Below are 18,893 nucleotides of genomic sequence, written 5' to 3' on the forward strand. Positions count from 1 at the left end.
CAGATCGGGATTCAGGCCGTGGCCGACCGGACCGATTTCATTAACTGGCCCAATCCCTCGGGCATTGCGGATTACACGCTGGTCAATCTGGGCCTGTCCTATGCGGTGAACGACAGAGCCCAGGCCTATCTGCGCGTCGAGAACCTGTTCGACGAAAGCTACGAATCGGTGCACGGCTACAATAGCGCCGGGCGCTCTGTCTTCGTTGGCTTGCGTGCGTCCTTCTAGGCTGATCCCCCTCGCCGCCGCCCTGGTTCTTGCCGGGGCGGCAGCACTGGCCGAGGCGCCGCGGCGCGTGGTCTCGATCAACCTGTGCACGGACCAGTTGGCGATGCTGATCGCGCAACCCGGCCAGCTCGTCTCGGTCAGCAGGCTGGCGGCAGACCCACGGTCCTCGGCCATGGCCGAAGCGGCGCGCGCCTATCCGGCCAATCGCGGCGGCGCCGAGGAGATCGTGCTGCTGCGCCCCGATCTGGTGCTGGCGGGGCGGTTTTCCGACCCGGCCACGGTCTCGATGCTGCGCCGTCTGGGTATCGCGGTCGAGCAGTTCGAGATCACCCGCCGGATCGACGAGATCCCCGGCCAGATCCGCCAGGCCGGGCGGCTTCTGGGCCGCGAGGACCGCGCCGAAGCCCTGATCGCGGAATTCGAGGCACGCCGCGCGGCCCTGGCCCCGGCGCCGGGGGCACGGCCCGTCGCGGCGATCTTTTATCCCAACGGCTTCACCCAGGGCGCGGACACGTTGTCCGACGACATTCTGGCCCATGCGGGCTTTGACAATCTTGCAGCACGGCTGGGTCGCAGGGGGAGCGGTCGAATGTCACTCGAGGATCTGGTGATGGGCGATCCCGACCTGCTGATCGTCGCGCGCCCCTACCCCGCCACCTCGCGCGCCGAGGAGGTCGTCGCCCATCCCGCCCTGCATGCGACCGGAGCCGCCCTTCACCCTGAATTCACCGGCCCCGACTGGACCTGCGGCACGCCGCTGGTGCTTGATGCCGTCGCGCGCCTGGCCGAACGCCGCCGCGCCCTTGCCGGAGAGTGAGATGCACAGGCTGTCTTCTTCTTGGCCCAAATACCCCCTTGCAACGCCTGCCACGCCGACCGCCGCCGGGGAAAGGGCGCTCCCGTGACCCGCGCGCTGATGATCCAGGGAACGGGTTCGAATGTGGGCAAGTCGATGCTGGTCGCCGGGCTCTGCCGCGCGGCACGCGCGCGCGGGCTTTCGGTCGCGCCCTTCAAGCCGCAGAACATGTCGAACAATGCCGCCGTCACCGCCGATGGCGGCGAGATCGGCCGGGCGCAGGCGTTGCAGGCGCTCGCCGCCGGGCGCGATCCGGTGACCGACATGAACCCCGTCCTGATCAAGCCCGAAACCGACCGGGCCGCGCAGATCGTCGTCCAGGGCCGGGCGCGCGGCGCCTGGCGGGCTGCGGATTTCGCGGGCGAGCGGCCGGGGCTGATGGGCGCGGTTCTCGACAGCTTTCACCGGCTTGCGGCCAGCGCCGATCTGATCCTGGTCGAGGGCGCGGGCAGCCCGGCCGAGGTGAACCTGCGCCGGGGCGACATCGCGAATATGGGCTTTGCGCGTTCCGCGGGCGTGCCGGTGGTGCTGGTCGGCGATATCGACCGGGGCGGCGTGATCGCGCAGATCGTCGGCACGCAGGCGGTGCTGGATCCGGCGGATGCCGCGATGATCCGGGGCTTTGCAATCAACAAGTTCCGCGGCGATCCGCGGCTGTTCGAGGACGGCTATGCAGCGATCGAGCGGGCAACCGGCTGGCGCGGCTTCGGCCTTGTGCCGTGGTTTGCGCTGGCCCATCGCCTGCCCGCCGAGGATGCAGTCGATCTGGGTGCGCCCGGGGGCGACGGGACATTCCGCATCGTCTGCCCGATGCTGTCGCGGATCGCGAATTTCGACGATCTGGACCCGCTGAAGCTGGAGCCTTCGATCCGGCTGAGCATGATCCCGCCGGGCAGCCCCCTGCCCGGCGATGCCGACCTGGTGATCCTGCCGGGCACGAAATCGACCCGCGGCGATCTGGAATTCCTGCGCGCCCAGGGCTGGGATATCGACCTGACGGCCCATGTCCGGCGCCGCGGGCGGGTGCTGGGGCTATGCGGCGGATACCAGATGCTGGGGCGGCGGATTCTTGACCCCGAGGGGCGCGACGGCCCGGCGGGCGAAACCGCGGGGCTGGGCTTTCTGGATGTCGAGACGGTGATGGCGGCGGACAAGACGCTGACCCGCGTGTGCGCCACCCATGACGCGACCGGCGCGCCGCTGGAGGGCTACGAGATCCATATCGGCCGCACCGAGGGCCCCGACCGCGCCCGCCCCTTTGCCCGGATCGAGGGTCGGCCCGAGGGCGCGGTCTCGCCCGATGGGCGGATCGTGGGCACCTATCTGCACGGACTGTTCGCCGAAGACGGCTTCCGCCGCGCCTGGCTTGACGCGCTGGGGCTGGCGCCCGGCCCGCTGTCCCATGGCGCGGTCGTCGAGGCGGCGCTGGACGCGCTGGCCGAGCATCTGGAACGGCATCTCGACATTGAGGCGCTGTTAACCACCGCGGGTGTACCCCGAACGGGACAAGGCCCCGAATAGGGCCGGGACAGCCGGTCCCGGTCGGAAGGGGCAGCCGCGAAAAGGCATCCCGGTGACACAGCGCCTTCTGATCGTCACGACTGCGCGCAACGAGGGTCCGTTCCTGCTGGAATGGCTGGCCCATCACATTGGCGCGGGTGCAAGCGACATCCTGGTCTATTCGAACGATTGCGCGGACGGGACCGACGCGCTGCTGGACGCGCTGGCGGCCGCGGGCGTGCTGACCCATGTCGCGCACCAAGCACCCGCAGGGCAAAGCGTGCAATGGCAGGCGCTGCGCGCCGCCTGGGCGCATCCGCTGCGCAAGGCCGCCGACTGGGTGCTGGGCATCGACCTTGACGAGTTCGTCAATATCCACGTCTCCGGCCACCGCTTTGCCGACCTGATCGCAGCCCTTCCCCAGGGCACCGACGCCATCGCCCTGCCCTGGCGGTTCTTCGGCGACAATGGCGTCTACGGCTTCGCGGATCGTCCGGTCACCACGCAGTTCACCGCCGCGATGGCGCCCGATTGCGGCTATCCGGTCTCGGCCACCTTCTTCAAGTCGCTGTTCCGCAGCGCGGGGCCGTTCGAACGGCTGGGCGTCCACCGCCCGCGCCACAAGCCCGGGGCGCGCCCGGTCTGGGTCGACGGATCGGGCACCCCGCTGCCCTCGGCCATTGCCGCCGATCCCGCGCGGCTGTCGCTGATGGGCCGCGAGGGGGCGCGCGGGCTGGCCGAGATCAACCATTACGCGGTGAAATCGGCCGAAAGCTTCATGCTCAAGCGTGCCCGCGGCCTGCCGAACCGGGCATCGAAGCCCGTCGACCTGGCCTATTGGGTCGAGCGCAATTTCAACACGGTCGAAGATCGCAGCATCGCCGCGATGGCGCCTGCCACCGCCGCGGCGCTGGCGCGGCTCAGGGCCATCCCGGGCGTGCCCGCGCTGCATGAGGCGGCGGTCGCGTGGCACCGGGCGGCATTCCAAAGGGTCGTCGCGGAGCCCGTGGAACACGCGCTTTACGCCCATCTGCTGCTGGCCGGGGGCAGCCGCAGCATCGCGCCCGATCTGCGCGCCCATGTCTTCGCGGGCTATCATCGCGCCCTGCGCGCCGCGGCGGCTGGATGAACATGCGCGTCCCGCCCCCGGCGCAGCAATCGCGCCTGCTGCGGCGACACCTGCGCGCCCGGCCCCTCGGGGCGCGGCTTTGCCTCGACGCCATCGCCCGGACCGGGGAGGAGGGCTGCGCGATCCGGGTCGTATTTCCCACGGGCACGCCCCCCGAGGCGGTCGGCGCGGCCGGGGCGACGACGCTGCACGGCATCCGCGTGATCGGCGGCGGGCTGGTGGTGGCGCTGGCCGTCCCGGACGAGGGAACGGCGGTCACGCTGCGCCTGGACGGGCAAGAGGTCACGGTCGAACCGCGCCCGGCCGAGACCGCCCTGTTCGCCGGGCTGAACACGCTGGTTGCCATCCGCAATGGCGAGAGCGCCGCGCAGACCGCCGACTGGCTGGCCTGTCACATGCACGATCACGGGGCCGAGGCAGCGCTGATCCTGGACCGCAGCCCGGGCGGGGACGATGCCTTTGCCGACGCGATGGGCATGGCGCTTGCGGATTTGCCCGGGTTGCGGCGGCTGGTTCTCGTGGATCTGGATCGGCCGCTCGGCCGGCCCGACCTGCCGCCTGCCAGCCATCCCGTGCACGCCCCGGATGCACCGGGCAAGCAGCGGATGGTCCCGCCCCCGCCCGATCCATGGACAGCGCCGCTGGGCGAGGGTCAGCTTTACGAATGGCTGCGCCACGCCTTTCTGGACGAGGCCCGCACGGTCGCCAATCTGGACCTCTGCGACCTGCTGGCACCTGCCCCCGGTGCATCGGTTTTCGACCGGGCCACCGATGCGCCCTCGGGCACCATCCTGCTGACCGGCCGCCATGCCTATCCCTGGCGGCTGCGCGACCCCGACGCGCCCGGTTTCGCGGATCATGGCTGCGTGAGCTTCGACCGCCCGCCCTCGGTGCGGCGCTGGTGCGTGGCGCCTGCCAAGGCCGGACCCGGCGCCGTCTGGCGCGCGAGCCGGGTGACAGGCACCATGCCTCGGCCCGCGGAACTGGCGGCGTTCTTCCGCTGCATGGCGCTGCGCCATCCCGGCCACCCGGTCTCGCGCCTCGTGCCGCGCTCGAGCCTTGTCGAGGAGCCTGCGCTGGTCGCCCTGGCCGAAACCCGGTTCGGGCAGGCACCGCTGCGCATGCCGCAGATCGCGCCGCCCCGCATCGACCCCGGCGCCAACCGCACCGCCATCGTGACCACGATGAAGAACGAAGGCCCCTTCATCCTGGACTGGCTGGCCTATCATCGCGCCATCGGGGTGCAGGATTTCCTGATCTACACCAATGACTGCACCGACGGCACCGACCGCATGCTGGCGCTGTTGGAGGAGCGCGGGATCGTGCAGCACCGCGACAATCCCTATCGCGCCATGGGCCTGAAGCCCCAGCACGCCGCCTTGCAGGCCGCGCCGGACGAGCCGGTGGTCCATGCCGCGGACTGGCTGATCTGCATGGATGTGGACGAGTATCTGAACATCAAGGCGGGCGACGGGACGCTCACGGCGCTGTTTCAGGCGATGGACGGGGCGAACATGATCTCCTGCACCTGGCGGCTGTTCGGCAATGCCGACATTCATGCCTTTGCCGATGCCCCGGTGATCGGCCAGTTCACCCGCTGCGCGGCCGAGATGACGCGCAAGCCGCACCAGGCCTGGGGGTTCAAGACGCTGTTCCGCAATGCCGGGTTCTTTCGCAAGCTGGGCGTGCACCGGCCCAAGGGACTGACCCCGCAGCTTCTGGACCGGATCGCCTGGGTCAACGGATCGGGCCGCCCCCTCCCGCGCGAGATGTATCGCAGCGCCTGGCGCTCGACCGCCGAGACGGTGGGCTACGACCTTGTCCAGCTCAACCATTACGCGGTGCGTTCGGCCAAAAGCTTTCTGGTCAAGCGCGACCGCGGCCGGGTGAACCATGTCGAGCGCGACCAGGGGCTGGCCTACTGGTTCCGGATGAACCACAACGCCGAGGAGGACCGGAGCATCCTGCGCATGATCCCGGCGATGGAGACCGAACGTGCCCGCCTGCTGGCCGACCCCGCGATTTCCGCGGCGCATGCGGCCTGCGTCGCCGCGCATCGCGCGAAGATCGCCACACTCAGGGCACAGCCCGACCAGGCGGCCTTTTACAGCGACCTGACCGGCCCGCGGATGCAGCGGCTGTCACGCATGCTGGGCCATTTCGGCACGAACGTGTTCCTTGCCGGTCCCGAATCGATCCCCGATGCGGTGCTGCAGGCCGACCTGGAGCCGGGCTTCTTCTTCACCGTCGACCGCGTGGAGGCCCGACATTGACCCATCTGCCACGAACAACCACGCTTCCCAGGATCGCAAGCCTCTGGATCGGGCCGCGGCTGTCCTGGCTGGAACAGCTCTGCCTGAAATCCTTTGCCGATGCCGGGCACGAGACGACACTTTACAGCTATGCGCCGATCGACAACGTCCCGGAGGGCGTGCGGACGGCGAACGCTGCCGAGATCCTCCCCGCAGGGCGGGTGCTCCGCCACGCGAGGACCGGCAGTCCTGCGCTGCATGCCGACCTGTTCCGGCTGAATCTTCTGAAGCGCACCGACCAGATCTGGGTCGATGCGGACATGTACTGCCTGCGCCCCTTCGTCTTCGACGGCACACATGTCTTCGGCTGGGAAAAACCCGGACGGGTCTGCAACGCGGTGCTTGGCCTGCCACCGGATTCGCCCGCACTGAACGGGCTTCTCGACTTCCTGGCCGACGACCACGCCATCGCACCCTGGCTGCCCCCCGACCGGCAGGCCCGACTGCGTGCCGCCGCCGAAGCCGGGCAGCCGGTGCCCGTGGCCGAACAGGAATGGGGCCTGACCGGACCTGCCGCGCTGACCCATTTCCTGCGCGAGAGCGGCGAGATCGCACATGCCCGGCCAGAAACCGTATTCTACCCGGTTGCCTTCAGGAAACGAAACCACCTTGTCCTCGGCCGCTTCGACCCCGAGCGCGACGACTTCACCGAGGCAACCCGCGGCGTCCATTTCTGGGCCCGGCGGATGAAGCCCCGCCTGCAGGAGAAGGAAGGCAACACCCCGAGGCGCGGCAGTTTCATGGCCCGCTGCATTGCGCGTCACGGGATCGCCCCGGCGCTTGCCCCGATCCCGCCGCGCCCGAACACAGCCGAAGCCCAAGCCGCAGAGCTGGATTGTTCCGTGTTCGACCGGGACGATCTGGTGAATATCATCCTGCAACGATCCGAGGTTCTGGCGGACATCCCCGACGCGGGCAGGTTGGTCAAGGCGTGGAGCACGGGCGAAACCCGCGGAATCGAGGCCGTGGTCGCTGAGCGCGGCGCGCGCATCGCCCGCGATGCCGCGGCGGTCGTCGCCCGGGAGTTCGCCGACCTGCGGCCGCATCTCGACCCTGTCGCGCCCGACCGTATCGCGGATATCGGCTGCGGCTATGCGTTTTTCGATCTGTTTGCGGCCCGCGCCTATGGCGCCGAGCTGACGCTGATCGACCTGGAGGCGAACGCGCATCGCCATTTCGGCTTCGAGACGGAAGGTGCGGCCTATTCCGACCTCGCGCGCGCCCGCGCCTTCCTGATCGCGAACGGCGTGGATTCGGGCCGCATCCGGACCCTCAACCCGGCGCGCGCCGATCCCCTGACGCTCCCGCAGGTCGAGCTGGCGGTCAGCTTCCGGGCCTGCGGTTTTCACTTCCCGGTCGATGCCTATATCGCGTTCTTCCGTGACCGGGTCGCGCCGGGGGGGCGGATTCTGCTCGATCTGCGGATGAGGAACTTCAAGCCGCAGGCGCGTCTGCTCGAGACACTCGGCACGCTTCGCGTGATCCGCGAAAGCCGCAAATCCGCGCGGGTCCTGATCGAGCGCAGCCGCCCGGCCTGACCGCCGGTGCGCCACAGCGAGGGTGCGGATTCGTCGCTTACCGTTCTCTGGCCGGGCGGCATAGCATGCCGCCGTTCCACGCGGGCCGAACGGGCCTGCCCGGAAGAACGACGGGGAGAGGAAGATGAACGCGAAAAGCACCCTTCTGACCGCGGCCGCCGTGCTGGCCATGGCCGCCACCGCCCAGGCCGAGCCGGTCAAGGTCGGCATGATCACCACGCTGTCGGGCGGTGGCGCGAGCCTGGGGATCGACACGCGCGACGGCTTCATGCTGGCGGTGAACCGGGCGGGCAATCCCGATCTGAGCGTGGTGATCGAGGACGACCAGCAGAAGCCCGACATCGCGGTGCAGATCGCCGACAAGATGATCCAGTCCGACAAGGTCGACGTGCTGACCGGCATCGTCTGGTCGAACCTCGCCATGGCGGTGGCGCCGGCCGCGACTGCGCAGGGCAAGGTCTACCTCTCGACCAATGCCGCGCCCTCGCAACTGGCGGGCAAGGGCTGCCACCCGAGCTATTTCTCGGTCAGCTACCAGAACGACAATTTGCACGAGGCCGCGGGCGCCTATGCCGCGCGCGCCGGGATCACCAGGGCCTTCATCATGGCGCCGAACTACCCCGCGGGGCAGGATTCGCTGGCCGGGTTCAAGCGGTTCTACGAGGGCGAGGTGGTGGCCGAGGTCTATACCCAGCTTGGCCAGACCGATTACGCGGGCGAGATCGCGCAGATCCGCGCCTCGGGTGCCGATGGCGTGTTCATCTTCCTGCCCGGCGGCATGGGGATTTCCTTCGTCAAGCAATATGCCGATTCCGGTGTGGGGCTGAAACTGATCGGCCCTGCCTTCAGCTTCGACCAGTCGATCATCCAGGCGATGGGCGATGCCGCGCGGGGCGTTCTGAACGGCGCGAACTGGTCGCCCGACCTGGACAACGCGGCCAATGCGGCCTTCGTCGAGGCGTTCCGGGCGGAATATGGCCGCCTGCCCTCGGTCTATGCGGCCTATGGCTATGACACGGCGAACCTGCTTCTGTCGGCGATGGACAAGGCCGGCGTCACGGATGCCGACGCCTTCCGCGCCGCGCTGCGCGAGGCCGATTTCGCCTCGGTCCGGGGCAAGTTCTCGTTCAACGCCTCGCAACATCCGGTGCAGGACCTGTTCATGCGCGAGGTGGTGCGCGAGGGCGACATCCTGACCAACCGCATCATCGGCACGGCGATCGAGGATCGCGGCCACGCCTACGAGGACGAGTGCAAGATGTAACCGGCGCGGGCGGGTGCCGCACGCATCCGCCCCAGCGAGGGACCGCCCCTTGTCCTTGATGCTTCTGATCGAGCAGGCGCTGAACGGCCTGCAATACGGCGTGATGCTGTTCCTGATGGCAGCGGGCCTGACGCTGGTCTTCGGCGTCATGGGGCTGATCAACCTTGCCCACGGATCGCTTTACATGATCGGCGCCTTTGCCTGTGCCGCGGTGGCTGCCGCGACGGGCAATTTCTGGCTGGGGCTTGCCGCCAGCCTGGCCGCCGCGGCCGCGGCGGGCGCGCTTATGGAACTGACGGTGATCCGGCGGCTTTACGCGCGCGACCATCTGGATCAGGTGCTGGCGACCTTTGCGCTGATCCTCGTGTTTTCCGAGGGCACACGCTGGGCCTTTGGCTCGTTCCCGCTTTACCTCGACATCCCGCGCGCGCTGGCGGGCCCGGTCCGGCTGCCCGGCGGCATCGACTATCCGCGGTACCGGCTGGTGCTGATCGGGGTGGGACTGAGCGTGGCGGCGGGGCTGTTCTGGCTGATCGGACGCACGCGGCTGGGCATCCGGATCCGCGCGGGCGAGGCTGACCGCGAGATGATCGGGGCGCTGGGTGTCGACATATCAAGGCTTTACACGATCGTCTTCGCGTTGGGCGCGGCGCTGGCGGGGCTGGCGGGCGCGCTGGTCGGCGCACTGCAATCGGTGCAGGTGGGCATGGGGGAACCCGTGCTGATCCTGGCCTTCGTCGTGATCGTGATCGGCGGGATCGGGTCGATCAAGGGGGCGCTGGTCGGCGCGATCCTTGTTGGAATGACCGACACGCTCGCCCGGTTCCTGCTGCCCATCGCGTTCGGGGCGTTCATGGCGCCGTCGCAGGCCACATCGGTCGGGGCGGCGCTGGCCTCGATGCTGATCTACATCCTGATGGCGCTGGTGCTGGTGGTGCGCCCCGGCGGCCTGTTCGGGCGGGCCTGAGATGCGGCGCGAGACGGTCCTCAACGCGGTTCTGGCACTGGGCCTGCTGGCAGTGCCGCTGGCCGCACAGGCGATGGGCGAGCCCTTCATCGTGACGCTGGCGACCAAGGTTGCGATCCTTGCGCTGGCGGGCGTCGGGCTGAACATCGCGCTGGGGCTGGGCGGCATGGTCTCGCTGGGGCATGCGGCGTTCTTCGGGATCGGCGGCTATGCGATGGCGGTGCTGGCCGCGCCGGTGCAGGCCTATGAGCCGCTGATGACCTGGCCGTTCGAGTTGGCGGGCACCAAGTCGATGCCGGTGATCTGGCTGGTGGCGATGGTCGCAGGGGCGCTGGGGGCGCTGGCGATCGGGGCGCTGAGTTTGCGCACCAGCGGGGTCTATTTCATCATGATCACGCTGGCTTTCGGCCAGATGCTTTATTATTTCGCGATCTCCTGGCCTGCCTATGGCGGCGAGGACGGCATCTCGATCCATGTGCGCAACGGCTTTCCGGGGCTGAACACGCTGGACCCGATCCAGTTCTTCGCGCTGGCCTATGGCGTGCTGATGGCGGCGCTGATGGTGTCGTGGATGCTGGCGCGATCGGGCTTTGGGCTGGCGCTGGCGGGGGCACGGCAGAACCCTGTGCGCAGCGCCGCGCTGGGCATCCGTCCCTATTCGGTCAAGCTGACCGCGTTTGTCATTTCGGGCGCGATCACGGCGCTGGCAGGCGCGCTGTTCGCCGATCTCAACCGTTTCGTCAGCCCCTCGATGCTGAGCTGGCAGACCTCGGGCGAGATCATGGTCTTCGTCATCCTGGGCGGTGTGGCGCGGCTGTTCGGGCCGGTGGCGGGGGCGGCGCTGTTTATCCTTCTCGAACATTGGCTGGGGGGGTCAGCGAATACTGGAAGCTGTTCCTCGGGCTTGCGCTTCTGGGAATTGTCCTTTTCGCGCGCGGGGGGCTGATCGGAGCCCTTGCGGGGCGCGAGGTTGCGCATGACTGAGCCGGTGCTGGAGGTGCGCGACCTGCACTGCGCCTTCGGTGCGTTGAAGGCCACGGATGGCGTATCGCTGACCTTGCGACGATCCGAGATCCACGCGCTGATCGGGCCGAACGGGGCGGGCAAGTCCACGCTGATCGGGCTGATCGCGGGCAATCTGAAACCGGATGGCGGGCAGGTTGTCCTGAACGGGCGCGACGTGACGCAGGCGGATGTGGCCGCCCGCGCCCGGGCCGGGCTGGCGCGCAGCTTTCAGGTTTCGGCGGTGGCGGCCGAACTGACGGTGTTGCAGAACGTGGTGCTGGCCGTCCAGGGCGCACGGGGGCAAAGCTTCCGGTTCTTTCGCCCGGCGCTGGCCAATGCCGGGCTGCGCGCGGCGGCCGAGACCCATATCGCCCGCACGGGCCTGTCCGACCGGCTGGCGATCCCGGCGGGCGACCTGGCGCATGGCGAAAGGCGGCGGCTGGAACTGGCGATGGCGCTGGCGCTGGCGCCGCGCGCTTTCGTGCTGGATGAACCGATGGCGGGGATGGGGCCGGATGGGGCGCGCGAGATGACCGCCCTGCTGGACGATCTGCGCCACGAGGCGCCGATCCTGCTGGTCGAACATGACATGGACGCGGTCTTTGCGCTGGCCGACCGGGTCAGCGTGCTGGTTTCGGGCCGGATCCTCGCCAGCGGCACGGTGGCCGAGATCCGCGCCGATCCGGAAGTGCAGCGCGCCTATCTGGGCGAGGAGCGGCTGGAATGAGCGCGCTGTTGCAGATGCGCGGTGTCACCGCCTTCTACGGCCATTCGCAGGCGCTGTTCGGCGTCGATCTCGACATGGCCGAGGGCGAGGTCGTGGCGCTGATGGGGCGCAACGGCATGGGCAAGACCACGACGATCCGCACGCTGACCCGGCTGATGCCGCATCGCGCGGGCACGATCCACTTTGCCGGGCAGCCTCTTGAGGGGATGGTGCCGCATCGCGCGGCGCGGCTGGGGCTGGGGCTGGTGCCCGAGGGACGGCGCGCCTTTCGCGGGTTGAGCGTGACCGAGAACCTGATCGCTGCCGCGCGCCCCGGCCATTGGGATCTGGCGCGGGTCCATGCGCTGTTCCCGCGGCTGGCCGAGCGGGCCGGGCAGGATGCGGGTTCGCTGTCGGGGGGCGAACAGCAGATGCTGGTGATCGGGCGCGCGCTGATGACGAACCCGCGGCTTCTGATCCTCGACGAGGCGACCGAGGGGCTGGCGCCGCTGATCCGGGCCGAGATCTGGGCCGCGATCCGGGTGCTCAGATCCGAAACGGGGCTGTCGATCCTTGTCGTGGACAAGTCGCTGAAGGAACTGGTCCAGATCGCCGACCGCGCGGCGATCCTGGAAAAGGGCCGCACGGTCTGGACCGGGGAAATGGTCGCGATGACGCAGGCGCTGGCCGACCGCTATCTGGGCGTCTGACGCCGGGGCGAGGGATACCCGCGCCCCGGCGATCTCTCAGGCGTCGTCGGCCTCGTCCATGAGGACGCTGTCGGTATGCAGCTCCAGCCAGATCGCGTTCACCACGGCGAAAAGCGCGGCGAGCGGCAGGCCAAGCATCCAGGCGAAATACCACATCCTACGGCTCCTTTCTCAGTAAACGCTATCGCTATTGTCCATCACGTCGCGGGCCGTGACCTTGCCCCACAACACCTTGTAGACCCATGCCGTGTAGGCCAGAATCAGCGGCATGAAGATCACCGCCGAGACCAGCATCACGAACAGCGTCAGGTGCGAGGACGAACTGTCCCAGACCGTGAGCGACGAGTTCGGGTCGATGCTGGAGGGCAGGATGAACGGGAACATGGTCAGCCCGACCGAGGCGATGATGCCGGTGATCGAGAGTTTCGAGGCCAGCATCGTCAACCCCTCTTTCCGCGCAAGGAACCCCAGCACGGCCAGGGCCGCCCCGAGGAAGACCATCACGGGGGCCACCACGATCCACGGCCGTTCGGCATAGGCCGCCATCCACGACCCGCCCCGCGCCACATCGCTCATCAGCGGGTTGGAGGGACCGTCGGGCGCGACCGCGCCGGTGAAGGCGTAGGCATCGACGCCCGCCGCCAGCCAGAGCCCTGCCAGCGCATAGGTGGCGATGGTGGCGAATGCGGCGTAGATACCGAATCCGCGGGCACGGTCGGCCACCAGACCCTCGGACTTGAACACCAGCCAGGCCGCGCCGTGCATGACCAGCATCGACACCGAGACCAACCCCGCGAGCAGCGCATAGGGGTTCAGCAGGCCGAAGAAGCCGCCCTCGTAGATCGGCATCAGGTCTTCGGTCAACCGGAACGGCACGCCTTGCAGCACGTTGCCGACCGCCACGCCAAAAACCAACGCAGGCACGAAGCCGCCGACGAACAACGCCCAGTCCCAGGCGCTGCGCCAGGTTTCCGACTCGCGTTTCGAGCGGTACTTGAACCCCACCGGCCGCAGGATCAGTGCGGCGAGGATCAGGAACATCGCCATGTAGAAGCCCGAGAAGCTGACCGCGTAAAGCGGCGGCCAGGCGGCGAAGATCGCGCCGCCGCCCACGATGAACCAGACCTGGTTACCTTCCCAGACCGGGCCGACCGTGTTGATCGCCATGCGGCGTTCCAGGTCGGTCCGGGCGACGAAGGGCAGCAGCGTGCCCACACCCAGATCGAACCCGTCGGTCAGCGCGAAACCGATCAGCAGCACGCCCAGAAGCGCCCACCAGATCACGCGCAGAACCTCGAAATCCACGAATTCATGCAGGATCATTGGTCTTACTCCGCCGGTTGCTGGCTGGTGCGGCCCGACAGACGGACATTGTGCCGCCGGCTCCACGCCTCGGTTTCGGACACGTCCACGAACGGGCCCTTGCGGATGTATTTGATCATCAGCCCCATCTCGATGATGAACAGGATCGAGTAGAAGGTGACGAAGCCCGTCAGCGTCAGGGCGACTTGGGTCACGCTGAGATGGCTGACCGACAGCGCGGTGGGCAGCACGCCGTCCACCGTCCAGGGCTGGCGGCCGAACTCGGCCACGAACCAGCCCGCCTCGGCCGCGATCCAGGGGGTGGGGATGGCAAAGACTGCCGCCCAGAGCGACCAGCGCGGAAAGCGCATGCCGTAGAAATTGGCGCGGATGAAGAAGAACAGCATCACGCCGATGAACATGAAGCCCAGCCCCACCATCACCCGGAACGCCCAGAACAGCGGCAGCACGCCCGGAATGGTATCCTCGGCCGCCATAGCGATCTGTTCGGTCGTCGCCTCGCGCGGGTCATCGACATAGCGTTTCAGCAGGAAGGAATAGCCCAGATCGGCGCTGTGCTCTTCGAACCGGGCGACCTGCTCGGGCGTCGCCTCGCCCCTGGCCGCGCGGATCTCCATCAGCGCGTCATAGGCGATCAGCCCGTTCTCGATCCGCTCCGCCGCGACCTTGACCAGATCGTTGATGCCGGGCATCTCGTCGGTCAGCGAGCGGGTGCCGATCAGGCCCATCACATAGGGCACCTCGACGGCGTACTTGGTCTCGCGCGCCTCCTGGTCCGGCACGCCGAACAGGTTGAACGGCGCGGGCGCTTCATGGGTTTCCCACATGCCCTCGATGGCGGCGAGCTTCATCTTCTGCGAATGCGTGGCCGAGTAGCCCGACTCGTCGCCCAGCACCACGACCGACAGCGCCGCGGCAAGGCCGAAGCTGGCCGCAACCGCGATCGAGCGTTTCGCCAGCGCCTCGTGCCGACCCTTCAGCAGATACCAGGCCGACACGCCCAGCACGAAGACCGAGGCGGTGACATAGCCCGCGGACACGGTATGCACGAACTTGGCTTGCGCCACATGGTTGAACATGACGTCGAAGAAGGACGTCATCTCCATTCGCATCGTCATGGGGTTGAACTGCACGCCGACCGGGTTCTGCATCCAGCCGTTGGCGATCAGGATCCAGAGCGCCGAGAAGTTCGACCCGATCGCCACCAGCCAGGTGACGACCATGTGCGCCACCTTCGACATCTTGTCCCAGCCGAAGAACATCAGCCCGACGAAGGTCGCCTCGAGGAAGAAGGCCATTAGCCCCTCGATGGCCAGCGGCGCGCCGAAGATGTCGCCGACGTAGTGGCTGTAGTAGGACCAGTTCATGCCGAACTGGAACTCCATCGTGATGCCTGTCGCCACCCCGAGGACGAAGTTGATCCCGAACAGCGTGGCCCAGAATTTGGTCATCTGCCGCCAGATCGGGCGGTTGGTCATCACATAGACCGTCTCCATGATCGCGACGATGACCGACAGGCCAAGCGTCAGCGGCACGAAGAGAAAGTGATACATCGCTGTCATGGCGAACTGGAGCCGGGACAGCTCGACGATGTCGAGTTCCATGGTGGCGGGCCTCCTTGGCCGTTACCCGTGTGATTCCCAAAGATACACGATTTGTGCACCTTTAGACTTGTTCTAGGTAAACATTCGTGTGCGGACCTTGACCTGAATCAAGAACGCATGTCCAGGATGCAACTTCAGACCATGCGAATCAGCCGCTCGGCCCAGTCCCGTTCAGCCTTGCGATGCGAGGCGATCAGAAGCGTCGCCCGGGGCAGGAAATCGCGGATGCCCGCCAGAACGCGGATCGCGGTGGGGCGGTCCAGCCCCTCGGTGGGTTCGTCGAGCAGCAACAGCTGCGGGTGGCGCAGGAGTGCCCGGGCCAGCGCAAGCCTGCGCTGTTCACCGCCCGACAGACCCGCGCCATTCTCGGACAGCTTCGCATGCAACCCGCCGCGGCCTGCGACCGTGCTGGACAGCGCCACCGCTTCGAGCGCGGCCAGCGCGTCGCTCTCGTCCAGCCCCGGGGCACCCAGCGCGAGCATGTCGAAGAAACTCGTGCCCAGCAGCATGCTACGCTGGGGCAGATAGGTCACCTCGGCGCGAAGCTGGCTTTCGGGCAGATCGCGGAGGGAACGGCCGGAAACGAGGATCTGGCCGCGATCGGGCTGGATCAGACCGGCGGCCAGCGCAAGAACCGTGCTCTTGCCCCGGCCCGAGGCGCCGGTCAGCGCCACCTTCTCGCCCGGCGCCATGCTCAGGGCGAAACCCTCGACCACCGGGTTCTCGGCGCCGGGATGGCGATAGGCGATATCGCTCATTTCCAGCGCCGGGGCCTCGGGGCGCGGCGGCGCGGCAGGGGTGGCGGAAACAGCGGCCACGCCATTCGTCGGTAACAGGCGGCGCACCCGGCGCGCGGCATCCAGCATCCGGCCCAGCTCGGCGAGCCCCCGGCGCACCGGCTGCACCGTCTCTGACAGCGCCAGCGCCGCGAAGAAGCCCAGCGCCGCCTGCGCGGGCGAGATCGTGCCGCGCGCGACCAGCGCGCCGCCCAGCCACAGCGCGATCCCGGCAGAAATCGTCGTGGTCAGCGCCAGCATCAGCCCCGCGCGGCGTTCCAGCCGGTCCACCGCGCCCAGGTTCTCGCGCAGGCGCGTCTCGGCTGCACCAACCGCCGCCGTCTGGTCGGGCAGGCGGCCGTAGACCACCAGATCGTCGCGCGCGCGCAACAGGTCGATCAGCCGGATGCGGAAGGCCTGCAACGCCTTTTCGGCCCGGCGCGAGGGGGCCAGCGCGTGCCGCCCGGTCCAGAGCTGCACAAGCCCCGTGCCCAGCGTGAAACTCACCACGATCCAGACCGCCAGCACAAGGTCGGTCAGCCACCAGATCGCCAGGAAGCTGGCCAGATAGACAGTCACCGCCGCAATCGCCGGGATGAACAGGCGCAGGGAAATGCCGTCCAGCGCATCGACATCGGCCACCAGGCGGTTCATCGTTTCCGCCCCCCTCAGCCGCGCCAGCCGCTGGAAGGGCAGCCCCAGCACCCCGCGCAACAGCCGAACACGGATATCGGTCAGGCTTTTCAGCGTCGCGTCATGGGTCAGAAGCCGCTCGCCATAGCGCGCCGCGGTCCGGGCGAGCGCCAGGAAACGCACTCCGGCCGAGGGCTGGAAGACGTTGAACGCGATGCCGATCCCGGCCAGCCCCGCCGCCCCCGCCGCGGTGATGAACCAGCCCGACAGACCCAGCAGCGCAACGCCCGCCGCCAGCACCGCCACCGCCAGAACGGTGCCGCGGATCAGGGGTGCGCGTTGTGCCCGCCAGATCAGCAGCATGACATGGAAGATATGGCTCATGCGGCCTCCTCCGCCCGCATGGCGATCTGGCGGTCCATCCTTGCGGCAAGGACCGGGTCATGGGTCGCCACGATCAGCGCCGCACCGCCCGCGACCAGCCCCAGAAGCCCCTCGGTCACCAGCGCGGCGGTTTCCTCGTCCAGATCGGCGGTGGGTTCGTCGGCCAGAAGCAGGTCGGGATAGGCGTGCGCGGCGCGCGCCACGATCAGCCGCCGCGCCTCGCCGCCCGAGACGCCCATGCCGAACTCGCCCAACTGGGTGTTCAGCCCGCGCGGCAGGGTCGTCACGATGCGGTCGGCGGCGGCCAGTTCCAGCGCCACGGGCAGCGGCAGAGATCGCCCCGGCCGGACCGCCAGCGTCAGGTTCTTGCGCAGGCTGCCCGACACGAAGCGCGGCTGCTGCGGCAGCCAGCCCAGCCTGCCCCGCCACGCGTCGGCATTCTCGCGCGTCAGAACGGTGTTGCCCAGCCGGATCTCGCCCTCGGTCGGCACCGCCATCCCGGCGATCAGCCGCAGCAGCGAGGACTTGCCGATGCCGCTTGGCCCGGTGATCGCCAGCGTCTCGCCGGGGCCGAGGTCGAAATCGGGAAAGCGGATCAGCCGTCCGCCGGGAGGACGATAGGCCAGACCCCGGACCGAAAGCGTGTCGGCGGTGTCGATCGGCCGGGCCGTCGCGCCGACGCCCAGGAACGAGCTTTCGCCCCGGGATTCCAGTTCGTCCAGTTCTCGCGCCACGGCGCTGGCATCTGCCTTGTCATGCCAGGCCGCGGACAGGTCACGCAGCGGCTGGAAGAAATCGGGGGCCAGCAGCAGCAGGAACACCCCCTGCGCCACCGTCAACGGCGCCCCCCAGGCGCCGAAATTCAGCTCGCCCAGCAGGCTGAAGCCGACATAGACCGCCACCATCGCCACCCCGATCGCGGCGAACAGTTCCAGCACGGTCGAGGACAGGAACGCGATGCGCAGAACCTCCATCGTGCGGTGGCGCAGCCGGTCGGCCGCATCGCGAAAGCCCTCCACCGTGCGCTCGGAGGCGTCGAGCAGCCGGATATCGACCAGCGCCGTCAGCCGTTCGAGCAGCAGCACGTTCATGTTGGCAAGCTCTTCCATCTGCCGCTCGCTTGCCTTCTTGGCGGCGATGCCGACCAGCGCCATGAAGACCGGGATCAGCGGCCCCGCGACCAGCAGCACGAGACCCACCGCCCAGGAGAACCAGAACGACACCGCCAGGATCACCAGCGGCAAGACATTCGCACGACGCTTGGCGACGGCATAGCGGGTAAGAAACGGCGTCATGGCCGCCAGCTTCTCGGCGGCCAGCGTGGCGGTCCGCGCTGCGGGGGGGCGCGCGGCGTCGTCGGTGGCGCGGCGCGCCTCGCGGGTGACCAGGCGCGCGCGTTCCAGCGCCAGCACCGTATCGGCCGCGCTGAACGCCATCGCACCCGCCCGGTGGTCGAGCAGGGCCCGCATCAGGCCCACGGCGATGAAGATCAGCGCATACACGGCGACATGGCCGCCGACCCGGTCGGGTTCCAGCATGTGCCCGATCGCCAGCGCCACCGCGCCCGCCTGTACCAGCCACAGCAACGAAGCCCCGGTCGCAAGAGCGCCTGCACGTTCGAGCCTGCTCATCACCGGGGCCGTCATCCGGGCCAGCCGCTTCGCCGCGGGATCGTCCTTCTTCGCGCGTTTCCGGCCCAAGCCCTGCCCCGCTCGTCTGTTCGCACCCGTCCCCCTGCCATGCGCGCAAGAGGCTTGCCTGATCTTTAACAGGCTCTATGCTGGATAGAACCCGTATGTGAGATAATCATTATCCGCGACGGCTGGCAAAGAGAACCGCTAATGAGGTTGACGATACGGACCAATATCGCGATGCGCGCACTGATGTATTGCGCCGTGAACAGCGGGCGCACGGTGCGCAAGTCCGACATTGCCTCGTCCTGCAACACCTCGGAAAAC

The 18,893-nt window shown here is 68.4% G+C and carries 14 protein-coding genes and 2 pseudogenes; 11 read left to right on the forward strand and 5 right to left on the reverse strand.

What is annotated here, in order from left to right:
* The 11 genes and pseudogenes from ENN83_RS13125 to ENN83_RS13175 form a co-directional block, all read left to right on the forward strand.
* Window positions 1-228 (forward strand): annotated as a pseudogene (locus tag ENN83_RS13125) (TonB-dependent receptor); the annotation flags it as partial.
* Entirely contained in the window at window positions 215-1,045 is an 831-nt protein-coding gene (locus ENN83_RS13130) for an ABC transporter substrate-binding protein (RefSeq protein WP_287187651.1), read from the forward strand. The pseudogene ENN83_RS13125 and the gene ENN83_RS13130, both read left to right, overlap by 14 nt.
* A 99-nt stretch (window positions 1,046-1,144) precedes the next feature.
* Window positions 1,145-2,605 carry a cobyric acid synthase gene (locus tag ENN83_RS13135; RefSeq protein WP_287187672.1) on the forward strand — a complete coding sequence of 487 codons (1,461 nt, stop codon included), beginning with the start codon at window positions 1,145-1,147 and terminating at the stop codon, window positions 2,603-2,605.
* A 52-nt stretch (window positions 2,606-2,657) separates the two neighbouring features.
* The gene (locus ENN83_RS13140) at window positions 2,658-3,713 is read left to right on the forward strand and encodes a glycosyltransferase family 2 protein (RefSeq protein WP_287187653.1); all 1,056 of its coding nucleotides are present in this window, start codon (window positions 2,658-2,660) and stop codon (window positions 3,711-3,713) included.
* Between the two features lie 2 nt (window positions 3,714-3,715).
* A complete protein-coding gene (locus ENN83_RS13145; RefSeq protein WP_287187654.1) occupies window positions 3,716-5,986 on the forward strand; it encodes a glycosyltransferase family 2 protein in 2,271 nt (756 codons plus the stop codon).
* Entirely contained in the window at window positions 5,983-7,563 is a 1,581-nt protein-coding gene (locus tag ENN83_RS13150; protein WP_287187656.1) for a class I SAM-dependent methyltransferase, read from the forward strand. Before ENN83_RS13145 ends, ENN83_RS13150 begins: the two co-directional genes overlap by 4 nt.
* A 124-nt stretch (window positions 7,564-7,687) precedes the next feature.
* Complete coding sequence (locus ENN83_RS13155; RefSeq protein WP_287187657.1) at window positions 7,688-8,827, forward strand: ABC transporter substrate-binding protein; 1,140 nt, start codon at window positions 7,688-7,690, stop codon at window positions 8,825-8,827.
* A gap of 49 nt (window positions 8,828-8,876) precedes the next feature.
* Window positions 8,877-9,794: a branched-chain amino acid ABC transporter permease gene (locus tag ENN83_RS13160; protein ID WP_287187659.1), complete on the forward strand. Its 918-nt coding sequence runs from the start codon at window positions 8,877-8,879 to the stop codon at window positions 9,792-9,794.
* 1 nt (window position 9,795) lies between these two features.
* Window positions 9,796-10,778 (forward strand): annotated as a pseudogene (locus ENN83_RS13165) (branched-chain amino acid ABC transporter permease).
* Window positions 10,771-11,526, forward strand: coding sequence for an ABC transporter ATP-binding protein (locus ENN83_RS13170; RefSeq protein WP_287187660.1), 756 nt, complete (start codon window positions 10,771-10,773; stop codon window positions 11,524-11,526). The pseudogene ENN83_RS13165 and the gene ENN83_RS13170 overlap by 8 nt, the downstream one beginning before the upstream one ends.
* Window positions 11,523-12,215 carry an ABC transporter ATP-binding protein gene (locus ENN83_RS13175; protein ID WP_287187662.1) on the forward strand — a complete coding sequence of 231 codons (693 nt, stop codon included), beginning with the start codon at window positions 11,523-11,525 and terminating at the stop codon, window positions 12,213-12,215. The genes ENN83_RS13170 and ENN83_RS13175 overlap by 4 nt, the downstream gene beginning before the upstream one ends.
* A 36-nt stretch (window positions 12,216-12,251) precedes the next feature.
* On the opposite strand, the gene cydX is transcribed toward ENN83_RS13175, so the two are convergent.
* From cydX to cydD, 5 genes are all read right to left on the reverse strand, one after another.
* Window positions 12,252-12,371 carry a cytochrome bd-I oxidase subunit CydX gene (gene cydX / locus ENN83_RS13180; protein WP_132693175.1) on the reverse strand — a complete coding sequence of 40 codons (120 nt, stop codon included), beginning with the start codon at window positions 12,369-12,371 and terminating at the stop codon, window positions 12,252-12,254.
* A 15-nt stretch (window positions 12,372-12,386) separates the two neighbouring features.
* The gene (gene cydB, locus ENN83_RS13185) at window positions 12,387-13,538 is read right to left on the reverse strand and encodes a cytochrome d ubiquinol oxidase subunit II (RefSeq protein WP_287187665.1); all 1,152 of its coding nucleotides are present in this window, start codon (window positions 13,536-13,538) and stop codon (window positions 12,387-12,389) included.
* A 5-nt stretch (window positions 13,539-13,543) separates the two neighbouring features.
* Complete coding sequence (locus ENN83_RS13190) at window positions 13,544-15,142, reverse strand: cytochrome ubiquinol oxidase subunit I (RefSeq protein WP_287187667.1); 1,599 nt, start codon at window positions 15,140-15,142, stop codon at window positions 13,544-13,546.
* Between the two features lie 134 nt (window positions 15,143-15,276).
* On the reverse strand, window positions 15,277-16,935 hold the full coding sequence (gene cydC / locus ENN83_RS13195; protein WP_287187669.1) for a thiol reductant ABC exporter subunit CydC: 1,659 nt from the start codon (window positions 16,933-16,935) through the stop codon (window positions 15,277-15,279).
* The gene (gene cydD / locus ENN83_RS13200; protein WP_287187670.1) at window positions 16,932-18,635 is read right to left on the reverse strand and encodes a thiol reductant ABC exporter subunit CydD; all 1,704 of its coding nucleotides are present in this window, start codon (window positions 18,633-18,635) and stop codon (window positions 16,932-16,934) included. The genes cydC and cydD overlap by 4 nt, the downstream gene beginning before the upstream one ends.
* Window positions 18,636-18,893 lie beyond the last annotated feature (258 nt).

Origin of the sequence: Rhodovulum sp. (assembly GCF_011048875.1) — a bacterium.
Lineage (GTDB): Bacteria > Pseudomonadota > Alphaproteobacteria > Rhodobacterales > Rhodobacteraceae > Rhodovulum > Rhodovulum tesquicola.

What these genes read in the sequence shown, in the direction of transcription:
- ENN83_RS13135 (WP_287187672.1), top strand. Translation starts at nt 1,145, where the DNA reads ATGATCCAGGGAACGGGTTCGAATGTGGGCAAGTCGATGCTGGTCGCC.
- ENN83_RS13145 (WP_287187654.1), top strand. Translation starts at nt 3,716, where the DNA reads ATGCGCGTCCCGCCCCCGGCGCAGCAATCGCGCCTGCTGCGGCGACAC.
- ENN83_RS13155 (WP_287187657.1), top strand. Translation starts at nt 7,688, where the DNA reads ATGAACGCGAAAAGCACCCTTCTGACCGCGGCCGCCGTGCTGGCCATG.
- ENN83_RS13170 (WP_287187660.1), top strand. Translation starts at nt 10,771, where the DNA reads ATGACTGAGCCGGTGCTGGAGGTGCGCGACCTGCACTGCGCCTTCGGT.
- ENN83_RS13175 (WP_287187662.1), top strand. Translation starts at nt 11,523, where the DNA reads ATGAGCGCGCTGTTGCAGATGCGCGGTGTCACCGCCTTCTACGGCCAT.
- cydX (WP_132693175.1), bottom strand. Translation starts at nt 12,371, where the DNA reads ATGTGGTATTTCGCCTGGATGCTTGGCCTGCCGCTCGCCGCGCTTTTC.
- cydB (WP_287187665.1), bottom strand. Translation starts at nt 13,538, where the DNA reads ATGATCCTGCATGAATTCGTGGATTTCGAGGTTCTGCGCGTGATCTGG.
- ENN83_RS13190 (WP_287187667.1), bottom strand. Translation starts at nt 15,142, where the DNA reads ATGGAACTCGACATCGTCGAGCTGTCCCGGCTCCAGTTCGCCATGACA.
- cydC (WP_287187669.1), bottom strand. Translation starts at nt 16,935, where the DNA reads ATGAGCCATATCTTCCATGTCATGCTGCTGATCTGGCGGGCACAACGC.